This window comes from Desulforapulum autotrophicum HRM2, from assembly GCF_000020365.1.
GTDB classification, from domain to species: Bacteria; Desulfobacterota; Desulfobacteria; order Desulfobacterales; family Desulfobacteraceae; genus Desulforapulum; species Desulforapulum autotrophicum.
The window spans coordinates 1,803,452-1,815,465 of record NC_012108.1 but is presented as its reverse complement, the minus strand read 5'-3'; the positions used below and the strand labels follow the sequence as shown (position 1 = coordinate 1,815,465).

The window sequence follows — 12,014 nt, the reverse complement described above, 5'->3', positions numbered from 1 at the left end:
TAAAGGGGGCAAGACCTGGCCTGCCATTTTAACCAATGGTATGGTTCCATCAAATGCAAAGGATTTAACATAAAATGACCAACCATTCCCATCCATCAACAACAACCACCCATTCCTTCAAAGATCTGATTTCCATGAGGCAGGCGGTACAGAGTCTATTCCTCGCCATATCCCTGTTTATGGGCATCATGTTCTATCTGTTTGTTGCTCAACTTGAATCAGGGGCTATGCCAACCCTGGAAAGGCCGCCCGGGGTGGAAGCCTTTCTTCCCATCAGCGCCCTGATCAGCCTCAAATATTTTTTGTTCACCGGCGTTTTTAATACCGTACATCCATCGGCACTGGTGATCTTTCTTATTGTCTGCACCACGGCCCTGGTGGTCAGAAAAGGATTCTGCAGCTGGGTCTGCCCCATTGGTCTGATGTCCGATGGCCTGGCAAAGATCCATTCCTGGTTGTTTAAACGACCGGTCCATCTTCCCACATGGGTGGATCTGCCGTTGCGGGCAATCAAATACACCATTGCCGGTTTTTTTGTTTGGAGTGTTTTTTTTAAAATGCCCCTTGCAGCCGTTGAACAGTTCATCCAGAGCCCCTACAATACCTTTGCAGATATCAAAATGCTGGACTTTTTCACCAATATTTCGACAACCTCCCTTTGTGTGATCTCCGTGCTGATCATCCTGTCCATCATCGTCAAAAACTTCTGGTGCCGTTATCTTTGCCCCTATGGTGCACTTCTCGGGGTGATCAGCTTTTTCAGCCTGGGCAAAATCAAACGGGACAAAAACAACTGCATCAAATGCGGAAAATGTGAAACGATGTGTCCTGGAAGGATTTCCATCATGGAAAACGAGACCATCAACTCCCTGGAATGCTCTGCCTGCCTCAGGTGTGTTGATGTCTGCCCTGCCCCAAACGCCATTGGGTTCTCTCTTGTTTCCGGAAAGGTGCCCATGGATCAACGAAAAATCGCCCTGGTTATAATTGCTGCGTTCCTAACGGGAATCACCACTGCCAAAGCAACCGGTCACTGGCAGAATGGTACCCGTATCCAGGCTTACCAGGAGCATGTTCTCCAGGATCGGATGTCCAGCCAGCCCCCCATGAAAATTCCAGCCAACACGGACCCTGAAAAAATGAAACGAATGATCGAAAGAATGCGCCAGAAAAAGAATTAACCCGGTCGAATTACTCAAAAACATCTTGCGCAAAAACGTCTGAATCTGATAGGTTTCAATCGGGTTTTTGATTTTTTCCTTGTTGAATCCAGTCGTTCAAAGACATCGAAAAACTCACATTGTATTGTTCTCCATGGCATTCAGTTTTTCAAACGACATAGAAAGACTACGCATTGAACAAGGATACCTTTTTATGATGTTTCAAAGCACTAGGACTGTTCGTGCTGTAATTTTTCTGGCCATGGTTACGCTTTTTTCCATGAATTGTTCTGTTTACGCAAAAACGCCTCCAGAAAACAGTGACCATGGGACCCTGCAACAAGCCAGCCTGGAGGAATGCCTTCAGACAGCTCTGGAGAATAACCACCAACGCCCGGCCTCCCGCTATGCCGTTGAAATGGCCGAAGCCCAGCACCGCCAGGCCCTTGCCGGATATTGGCCCCAGGTCACCCTCAAGGGTGGTTACCAGCGCATGGACGAATATTCCAACTTCATCTTTCCCCCTGCCAGTATATCTTTACCCATGGGTGGCACCATCCCGATCACAATTCCCGGTGCGGGGACCATTCCTGTGGGAGATATTACCGTTCCGGCCCAGGACGTTAAATTGATGGACGAAGAGTCATACAGAGCCACCATGGAAACCACCTGGCTGCTTTACGACGGCGGCATGCGCAAAGGCTATAGGGCCCAAACCAGGGCGGTTGTTGAAATGATGAAACAGGAATCCCGGCGCACTGACCTGGAAATTGCTGACAGCGTCAAACGGTTGTATTTCGGCTCAGTACTGGCAATCCAGCTCCACCAGATCGGCAAAGACACACTGGCCCGCATGGAGACCACCCTCAACCTCACGGAAACCATGTATAAAGAGGGCAGCGGCAGAATAAAAAAGACTGACTGGCTCGACAATAAGGTCATGGTCGAGTCCCTGAGGTCCATGGTTGCCCTGCTGGAGAAAAACGAGTTGATGGCCCAGGCCGCACTGGCCAACACCATGGGCCTGCCATGGGATGCCAGTGTGAAACCGACTGACACCCAAATCCCCTTTACCTCCTTTGCCGGACAATTGAACGGCCTTGTGGGAACCGCCTACCAGTTCAACCCGGACTGGGCCAAGGTCAAGGCCGCCATTCGTGCTGCGGAGGGGGCAGTCCTCACAGCTCAAAGCGGTCATTTTCCCAAAATTGCAATGACTGGAGAACTGCATAAATGGTGGAACGACTATGACGGTGGCATGGCCACAGACCGAAACAAGGAGGGCTGGACCGTGGGTATGGGTATTGAAATTCCGATTTTCAGTGGTTTCCTGACCCAGAATAAAGTGGCTGAAACACAGGCCCTTGTGGACAAAATCAAGGAGGAGCAGTTTCTCCTCAGGGAGGGGGTTAGCCTCCAGATCAGGGATACCTTCCTTGCCCTGAACGCCGCCGAAAAATCACACCAGGCAACCCTGGACGCCATGAACGCAGCCGTGGAAAACCGTGATTTAAACATTCGGGCCTACCAATATGAACTGGTGGAAACTGAAAATGTCATCCGGGCACAGTTGATGGATGCACTGATGTCCGCACAGCATTACAAAATGCGTTATGACCATATTGCCCTGCTGTCGCAATTGAACCTGATGGTGGGAACCGAGGTGCTGAATACCCTCAAGGGACAATGAAAGAGAACCACACAATGCCGTTTGAGAAAAAACAATGAAAAATAACAGACCAGGGCGCTGCAATTGATGTGGCGGCAGTTTCTTGGGCCTTTCAGCGTCATTGTTGTTATACTGTTGTTTGTTCCATTCAATGCCAGCGGCCAGACATCGTCCATGCTCCGTGTTGGTTTCTCCAGAATGGTAATTGGTGCTGTAAACGAAAACGATGCCATGGCAGCCGTAAAAATCTGGGCTTCATTGATCGCCAAGGAGCGAGGCATTCCTGCCGATACTTGCCCGAAAATTTTCAAGAACGTCACTGAGACTGCCACAGCTTTAACCGATAAGGCCGTCGACTGCATCAGCATTACCGTAAACGAGTACGTCGAACTGGGCGCACTGGTGGCCGGAGATAGGGTCGTGATCGGTATCACATCCGGATCGATCATGGAAAAGAGTATGCTGCTCGTACATCAAGACAGCGGTATTGAACGGTTGGACGATCTGCGGGGACGCAAGATTGGGTTGCTCATGCACCCACGTGCTTCCCTGGGGCCAGCCTGGCTTGATACGCTCCTGGCAAGAAAAGACCTTGGTCCTGCACCCGATTTTTTCGGACAAATCATTAAGACAACCAAAACCGGAAAAGCGGTTCTTCCAGTGTTCTTTCGCCATATGGACGCCTGCCTGGTACTCCAGAATGGCTTTGAAACCATGGTCGAACTTAATCCGCAAATAGGACAACAACTCAAGGTATTGTCCATCTCGCCCCCGGTCGTACCGATACTCTTCTGTTTCCGTGCCGACTACAACACTCCGGTTCGGCAAGAGGTCATGGATGAGCTGTCCCTCTGGCATCTTAATCCTGCCGGCCGGCAGATCCTGACGTTATTCCAGACAGACAGCCTTGAAGAACACCCAGTCAGTTCCCTGGACAGTGCCCTTGAACTGCTTGCAGAACACCGGCGATTATGTGATAAACGAATGGAAGGAGCCGATACCGATGCAACGGCAAAACCATGAACCAGCAACCCGGCGTCTGTTAAATATCCCTGGTGTCGCTTACGGCCTGGCCAAGGTTCAGCCGGCTGCCTTTCCTGGAATAAGGGATTTCAGGTATCAAATTGCCGTAGGGCTGATTTTGCTGTTGATCCTGGGGACGTTTCAGGGGTCCACCAGGGCAGCTGAAACACGGGAATTCACCTATTGCATGGGATTTTCAAGCACCATGTTTGCGGATGTGAATGAAAACGACGCCAGGGCAGCGGTTAAAATATGGGGTGGGCAGATCGCCATGGAACACAACATTCCCACGGACCCGGTTCCTGTCATTTTTAAAGGCATGGATGCACTGCTTGAATCCTTATTGGAGAAACAGGTGGATACCGTGGGCATCACCACCATCGAATATGATCAGCTTAAAAGGAAAGTGAAATTTCACCCACTCTTTGTGGCCGTAAACGCCGGGGGCATTTCCGAGCGTTACGTATTGTTGACCCACCAAAAGGGTCCTGTCAGAACCCTTGCCGACCTTGACGGATGCAGCCTTACGATTCATACGAACCCGCGCACCTGCCTGGCACCCCTGTGGCTGGACATGCTCCTGACTCAGCAGGGTCATCCGGTAACCAAGGATTTCACTGGCAGGATCAATCGGGAATCCAAGCTGGCAAAAGTAGTTCTCCCGGTATTCTTCGGACGGGTTGATGCCTGCGTGCTTACGCATGGCGGGTTCGATACAATGGCTGAACTCAATCCGCAACTGGCCAGGCAACTTGTCATCCTGGCCGAATCACCTGAAATGGTGCCGACCATCTTTGCTTTCAGGGCTAATTACAATCCAGTTTTTAAGGAGAAGCTCATCAAAGGCTTAAAGGACTTGAAAAAATCCCCGGCAGGCCAGCAGGTACTGACCATCTTTCAATCTGATGAACTTGTTATTGAACCCGCATCCAGCCTTGATACGGCCCTGGAACTGATTGCAACCCACAAACAGCTTGCCCGCAAGGGTCAACAACCATGAAACGTATTTTCATCCTCCTTACCTTGTTCTGCATCCTGGATATGACTGGGGGAAAAATCGTAAAAAGCCAGGAACCGCAGGTTTTCCGAGTCGGCCTCTCTCCCAGTACCCTGGGCACCATCAACCACAACGATTATACGGCGGCCTTCAAATCCTGGGTGACCACGATTGGCAAAGAGCAGACACTTTCAGTTATGACAAAGGTAGAAGTGGTCAATGCAAATGAAAACCTGCAGACCGCAATGCTCCAGGAAAAATTCGATGCCCTTCTACTTACAGTGGCGGATTTAATGCGCGGGTTTGAGACAGGGTACCAGCAACTTATGCATGGAAGGGTGCGGCCATGAAATCAGCCCTGACAACGAAAACACCCACAGTCCCTGGAACACCCACCAAAAGACGCAGCATGGGTATTGCCCTGCGCATCGCCCTGATGTCCTGGCTGGTGGCCATGACCACCTTGCTCGTCTTTGTGCTGCTGACGATTCCTCAGCAGAAAAAAATATTTCTCAAAAACCTTGAATCCAAGGCAAACAGTGTGGCCGTAGCCCTGCATGATGTCGCTGCAGGTGCCGCCATCAACGAAGACTATGCCAGTGTGGTCAGTGCCAGTCAGACCCTGCTGGCCGGCGATCCTGATCTCGATTTTTTGATTGTCATGAAAAACGACGGGTTCGCCCTGGCCATCGAAAAAAAACGGCTGGAGAATTGAGCCCAAGGCCGAGGCGTACTGGCATCCCCATAAACGGGAGCCTTTCGGCAGCATTGCAATGGTTCCCCTGTTCAATCGCCGGACCTTTCATTATGCCCAGCCCTTTGACTACTCAGGCATTGAATGGGGATGGATTCATGTGGGACTGTCCCTGAAAGGATATGACCAGAGTGTCACCGCCCTGTACCGCAACACCATTCTTCTGGCATTGGGGTGCGCTGCGTTAAGTCTTATCGTCTCCCTGCTCTATGCCGGAAAACTGGTCCGGCCCATTCTGCGTCTGCGCGAACTCGTGCGGCAAATAGCAGGGGGAGATCTGTCCGTGCGGACAGACCTAAACCGGCACGATGAACTGGGCAGCCTCGCCGAATCAGTAAATGTCATGACTGAAGCCCTGCTGCGCCGGGATCACATTCTGGAGAGCGTCCGCTTTGCCGCCCAGAAATTCATGCAGACCTCACGGTGGCAAAACACCATCGACTCAGTACTGGAAAAAATCGGCCAGGCAGCCGATGCTGACCGGGCCTATATCTTTAAAAACCACCTGGACGAGGCTGGTCGTTTATGCACATCCCTTCGCTTTGAGTGGGTCCAGGGCGTCGATCCCCAGCTGTCCAACCCGGACCTGCAGAATCTGCCTTACATTGACACAGGTTTTGCCCATTGGATCTCGGTGCTTGGCAACAACGATATCATCAGCGGACCGGTTTCAAAAATGAGCCCGGCTGAACGGACTGTGCTAGAACCCCAGGGCATCCGTTCCCTTATTGTTATTCCAGTTTTTGTGGAAGGCATCTGGTGGGGAATCCTGGGGCTGGATGACTGCGTTCGGGACCGTGAATGGACCGAACCTGAAAAAGACAGCCTGCGCGCAGGTGCAGACATGCTCGGTGCCACCATTGTCCGCCAGCGAACCCAGGAAGCCCTGCTGGAAGCCAAGGCCACTCTGGAACAACGGGTCCAGGAACGAACAAAGGAACTTGAAACCCAGGTTAATGCCAAGGAAGAGGCATTGACCGAACTTGCCGCAGTCCAGGGCTCCCTTGTGGAAGTATCACGGGCAGCTGGCATGGCCGAGGTGGCCACTGGTGTGCTTCACAATGTGGGCAATGTCCTGAACAGTGTCAATGTCTCGTGTACCCTTATCAGGGACCAGCTCCGTGAATCCCGGGTGGATAAGGTTGCCAGGGTAGCTGGCATGATAGCCGAATCAGGGGATGACCTGGGCCGGTTCTTTGTCGAAGATCCCAGGGGTGCAAAGATCCCGGCCTACCTGACCGCCCTTGCAACCGCCCTCCAGGAAGAGCATCACCTCATGTCCACAGAATCCGAAGCGCTCCATGACCGAATCGAGCATATCAAGGAAATTGTGACCATGCAGCAAACCTACGGCCGGGTTTCCGGGGTTTTTGAAACCATTTCCCCGGATCAACTGATGGAAGATGCACTCAAGCTCAATGCCGACGAACTGACCCGGAACGAAGTCACAGTACAACGGCAATACAAGGCAGTACCCCCCATCACAGTTGACAAACACAAGGTTCTGCAGATTTTGCTGAACCTGATCAACAATGCCAAGCATGCCTGCACGGATGGCGGCAGCAGGACAAGAAACATGACCCTTCGGATCTTCAACTCCAACCATGGCCGATTGGCCATCCAGGTCTCAGATAACGGCATGGGCATTGTTCCTGAAAACCTAACCCGGATTTTCCACCACGGATTTACCACGCGCAAATCCGGCCACGGGTTTGGCCTGCACAGCGGCGCCCTTGCCGCCAGGGAACTTGGCGGCAGCCTGATTGCGGAAAGTGACGGCCCCGGTCTTGGCGCAACGTTTACCCTTGAACTTCCATGTCACCTTATTTCAAATCCCGATAGCCCGAGTGCTATTAGTTCTTAACCATTGAGGCATAAAGGAAATAATATGAAACAACCCGTTCTTCTTTCAATAATAATTTTAACCCTTATGGTATCATGCTGGGTTTCTGCCGGTTGGTCAGAGGATGCCGCCCAAACAAGGCGTCCGGTGGTGATTACCGCTGCTGGATCGGGCGTCAATATAGGCATCACACGCCTTTTGGCAAAAGCCTTGATGAAACAAAATCAGCACGTTAAGATAGATATTCCCGGCAGTATCGGCACCCGAGGCGCAATAACCGCCGTTGCCGATGGGGCCATTGCCCTGGGTCTGATCTCCCGTCCCCTCAAAAATCAGGAAAAGGCGATAGGTATTGTTGCACACCCCTATGCCCGGGTGGCAATAGTTATTGCAGCTCATTCTGACGTCAAGGACGACACCATCACTTCCCAGGAGCTGGTTGAAATTTTCAGAGGAACAAAGACACACTGGCAAGACGGAGAGACAATCATCGTGCAGGCAAGGGAAAAATCCGACAGCGGTTTTCTGGTTCTTCAGAACATCATTCCAGAATTTAAGACGGTGTATATTGAAAGTTCCCAGGCAAAACGATGGACCCTTTATTTCAATGATCAGGATGCAAACAATGCAATTTCAAACACACCCCATGCCATTGGTGTAACAGACCTCGGGATGATCAAAACAGAGCATTTGAATGCCAAGGCGTTAAAATTAGATGGAATAGATCCCAATCAAGAAAACGTCATTAGCGGTAGATATCCGCTGAGCCGCCAGCTCTCTTTCATCTATCGCCCAGGAACGCTTTCAGACGAAGCAAAACTGTTCCTGAATTTCATTACCACCGAAACGGGAAGAGATATTTTACAGACCAATGGATACATTCCCTTGCTGTAGAGGATACGTGAATGGTTCAATTCGACAAACAGATCAAAATCAGCAGGGAGCTTGCCAGAAAACTTGTTCCATTGGCTGTCAGCATTGGCTTTGTGATCACACTCATTTTTCCAGGAGCCTATTGTTGCATTGAATTCAATAGACTAAAAAAAGAGGCAGGGCTTTATTCCATACAGCTTGCCGACAGCATCAGGCACTTGGCAGCCGTTTCCCCAGGTCTCTGGAAATATCAGGCAACCAAATATTCAGAAATCATGGAAAACTTTGCACCCAATAAAGGCATTCTGAGCATCACCGTGGTGGATGAGCAATCAAACCCCATCAATCAGTTGAGACTTACAAACAATAGCAATAATCCCCTGAGGAAATTCGGGATAAATGGACTGCCTTCACCAATTATATTCAACAACAAAACGATCGGTGCAGTACAGATTAGACTCTCAGCCAACTCATTTCTATTCATCAGCCTTACCGTATTTACGGCATGCCTTGTAATTGGGTTGATCCTGTCGGTAATGATATATACCCTTCCAACAGGGGTTGTTAGACGATTGGAACAACGGGTCCAGGAACGAACAAAGGAACTTGAAACCCAGGTTAATGCCAAGGAAGAGGCATTAACCGAACTTGCCGCAGTCCAGGGCTCCCTTGTGGAAGTATCCCGGGCAGCGGGCATGGCCGAGGTGGCCACTGGTGTGCTTCACAATGTGGGCAATGTCCTGAACAGTGTCAATGTCTCGTGTACCCTTATCATGGATCAGCTCCGTGAATCCCGCGTGGGTAATATCGCCAGGGTGGCCGGCATGATAGCTGAATCCCCAAAGGGGTTGGTCAAATTTTTAACTGAAGACCCCCAGGGCCGTCGAATTCCGGCCTACCTGACCGCCCTTGCAACCGCCCTCCAGAAAGAGCATCACCTCATGTTCACAGAATCCGAAGCGCTCCACAACCGGATCGAGCACATCAAGGAAATTGTGACCATGCAGCAAACCTACGGCCGGGTTTCCGGGGTTTTTGAAACCATTCCCCCGGATCAGCTGATGGAGGATGCACTCAAGCTCAATGCCGACGAACTGACCCGGAACGAAGTCACAGTACAGCGCCAATACCAGGCGGTACCCCCCATCACCGTGGACAAACACAAGGTTCTGCAGATTTTGCTGAACCTGATCAACAATGCCAAGCATGCCTGCGCGGATGGCGTCAACAGGGAAAAAGATATCACCCTTCGGATTTTCAACTCCGGCCATGGCCGATTGGCCATCCAGGTCTCAGATAACGGCATGGGCATTGTTCCTGAAAACCTAACCCGGATTTTCCACCACGGCTTTACCACGCGTAAGTCCGGCCACGGATTTGGCCTGCACAGCGGCGCCCTTGCCGCCAGGGAACTTGGCGGCAGCCTGATTGCGGAAAGTGACGGTCCCGGTCTTGGCGCAACATTTACCCTTGAACTCCCCTGTGCCCCAGGAGGCACCGCATGAATTCCCATAAAAACAGTCCTTGTGAGCGTATACTGATAATCGATGACAATACTGCCATTCACCGGGATTTTTGCAAAATACTGATAAAAGCCCATACATCGAACAACGCCCTGAACGACATGGAAGCAGCACTCTTTGGGTCAGAACCCCAAACCTTGAATTCTGGCACATTTGCAATCGATTGTGCCTCCCAGGGCAGAGAGGGATTGTCCCTGGTACGAAAGGCCCAATCCGAGGGCCACCCCTATGCCCTGGCATTTGTGGACGGACGAATGCCTCCGGGCTGGGACGGCATAGAAACCATCCGTCGTCTCTGGCAGGAAAGCCCGGACTTACAGGTGGTGCTGTGCACAGCCTATGCCGACTACTCATGGCAGGAAATCCGCCAGGTACTGGGAGAGACTGACAGCCTGCTGATCCTCAAAAAGCCCTTTGATAATGTGGAGGTGCTTCAACTGACCCACGCTTTGATCCGAAAATGGGAACTGAACCGTCAAATCCAGTGTCAAATCGATTATCTGGGAGACACAGTCCGGAAAGAAACACAGGAAAAAGAACAGATTGGAGCCATGCTTGAGGCCTCCCTTGCCCATTCGCCGGCCGGCATCATCATTGCGGACGCAAAAGATGCCAAAATCCGCTGGAGCAACCCTGCAGCGCTGCATATCTTGAGCAGTGCCCACCCGTTTTTTCCTGAAGGTCAAAGCGTAAACACAGATGATCACTGGCAGGTATTCCGGACTGACGGGGTGCTGTACGCCCCGGGGGAATTTCCCCTGGTACGTGCAACGGTAAACGGAGAAACCATCCAGAATGAGGAGTTCATCATCCGCAATGCCAGGGGCCATGAAAAATGGATTTCATCCAATGCAGCGCCTGTCCGTGACCCAAAGGGCATTATCTCGGCCGGGATTCTTGTTGTTCAAGACATTACCGAACGTATTCAGGCTCAAAAGGAACGGGAACTATTGCAATCTCAATTGCTCCAGGCCCATAAGATGGAGTCCCTGGGAGTTCTTGCAGGTGGTGTTGCCCATGATTTTAACAACTTACTCCATCTAATCGGTGGAAATATTGAATTATTACTGATGAAGAAGCCGGCGAATCATAGGGATGTAACGCTTTTAAAAACCGTTGTCAAAGCCATTGATCGTGCTGCCCAACTGGTTCGTCAACTCCTGCAGTTCAGCCGCAACGCTGAGGTTAAAAAACAACGGGTGGATGTCAATCATGAAGTGACAGAAACGGTCAAAATGCTCGAACGGATCATTTCCAAAACAGTCTCCATCAAGTTGAACATGGACCCCTCGGTGTGGCCAATACACGCTGATCCGACCCAGGTGGAACAGATTGTACTCAACCTGGGGGGAAATGCCGTGGATGCCATGCCCCATGGCGGCAGACTGGAAATTTCGATCAGGAATGTGTTGGTGGCAGATGGGACTGACAGGAACCACCTGGAAATCATACCCGGGCCATACGTTTTAATGACACTGTCTGACACTGGCAGCGGCATGGACAATGAAACATTAAAGAACGCCTTTGATCCTTTTTTCACCACCAAGGAGATCGGCAAGGGAACTGGCCTGGGGCTGGCCTCTGTCTACGGCATCGTCAAAGGGCACAACGGATTTATTCATTGCTCAAGCAAACCCGGCCATGGGACAACGTTTAAGATCTATTGGCCGGCCATGCCGGAGAGGGATACGGACAAAACAGTATTTTCGCAGGCCACCCCCCAGGGGGGTTCAAATACCATACTTATTGTAGACGACGACTCCGGAATCAGAGAAATGACCGCGAAAATGCTGCGGTCTTTTGGCTACACCACACTCACAGCGGCTAATGGTGAGGAGGCTCTGGCCATTTACTCCGACAAGGGAAATTCCATAGACCTGATTCTTTTAGACGTGAACATGCCAGGCATGGACGGTTATCAATGCATGCAGGAACTGTTGAGTCAAAACCCCAAAGTCCGCATTCTGATTGCCAGCGGTTACTCAGCCCTGGTCCAAACCAAGGAAGTGATGCAGGCCGGTGCAACCGGGTTTATTGGAAAACCATATAAGCTTTTGGAATTAAAAACTGCAGTGCGGTCAGCCCTGGATGGGCAGACAGTTAACAGCCCCAGACATCAAAAAGAATAGATCTATGGATCAACAGACTCCCAGGGGCAGCCATTCCCCGCGA

The 12,014-nt window shown here is 51.1% G+C and carries 10 protein-coding genes; all 10 read left to right on the top strand.

The window, feature by feature from the left end; all coding sequences use genetic code 11:
• Positions 1–74: 74 nt before the first annotated feature.
• The 10 genes from HRM2_RS07860 to HRM2_RS25060 all read left to right on the top strand — a co-directional run bounded on the left by HRM2_RS07860 (position 75) and on the right by HRM2_RS25060 (position 11,971).
• Positions 75–1,181, top strand: a complete 1,107-nt coding sequence (locus HRM2_RS07860) for a 4Fe-4S binding protein (protein ID WP_015903475.1) — start codon at positions 75–77, stop codon at positions 1,179–1,181.
• 241 nt (positions 1,182–1,422) lie between these two features.
• Positions 1,423–2,850 (top strand): TolC family protein, encoded by a 1,428-nt coding sequence (locus HRM2_RS07855; RefSeq protein WP_148214744.1) that lies wholly within the window; start codon positions 1,423–1,425, stop codon positions 2,848–2,850.
• A gap of 66 nt (positions 2,851–2,916) precedes the next feature.
• On the top strand, positions 2,917–3,852 hold the full coding sequence (locus HRM2_RS07850; protein ID WP_015903473.1) for a phosphate/phosphite/phosphonate ABC transporter substrate-binding protein: 936 nt from the start codon (positions 2,917–2,919) through the stop codon (positions 3,850–3,852).
• Complete coding sequence (locus HRM2_RS07845; RefSeq protein ID WP_015903472.1) at positions 3,833–4,852, top strand: phosphate/phosphite/phosphonate ABC transporter substrate-binding protein; 1,020 nt, start codon at positions 3,833–3,835, stop codon at positions 4,850–4,852. The genes HRM2_RS07850 and HRM2_RS07845 overlap by 20 nt, the downstream gene beginning before the upstream one ends.
• A complete protein-coding gene (locus tag HRM2_RS07840) occupies positions 4,849–5,199 on the top strand; it encodes a hypothetical protein (protein WP_015903471.1) in 351 nt (116 codons plus the stop codon). Before HRM2_RS07845 ends, HRM2_RS07840 begins: the two co-directional genes overlap by 4 nt.
• Entirely contained in the window at positions 5,196–5,564 is a 369-nt protein-coding gene (locus tag HRM2_RS07835; RefSeq protein ID WP_015903470.1) for a hypothetical protein, read from the top strand. The genes HRM2_RS07840 and HRM2_RS07835 overlap by 4 nt, the downstream gene beginning before the upstream one ends.
• A 58-nt stretch (positions 5,565–5,622) precedes the next feature.
• Positions 5,623–7,467: an ATP-binding protein gene (locus HRM2_RS25065; RefSeq protein WP_015903469.1), complete on the top strand. Its 1,845-nt coding sequence runs from the start codon at positions 5,623–5,625 to the stop codon at positions 7,465–7,467.
• 24 nt (positions 7,468–7,491) lie between these two features.
• Positions 7,492–8,340, top strand: a complete 849-nt coding sequence (locus HRM2_RS07825) for a PstS family phosphate ABC transporter substrate-binding protein (RefSeq protein ID WP_015903468.1) — start codon at positions 7,492–7,494, stop codon at positions 8,338–8,340.
• A gap of 11 nt (positions 8,341–8,351) precedes the next feature.
• Positions 8,352–9,824 (top strand): sensor histidine kinase, encoded by a 1,473-nt coding sequence (locus HRM2_RS27585; protein WP_015903467.1) that lies wholly within the window; start codon positions 8,352–8,354, stop codon positions 9,822–9,824.
• Positions 9,821–11,971: a response regulator gene (locus HRM2_RS25060; RefSeq protein ID WP_015903466.1), complete on the top strand. Its 2,151-nt coding sequence runs from the start codon at positions 9,821–9,823 to the stop codon at positions 11,969–11,971. Before HRM2_RS27585 ends, HRM2_RS25060 begins: the two co-directional genes overlap by 4 nt.
• Positions 11,972–12,014: the final 43 nt, after the last annotated feature.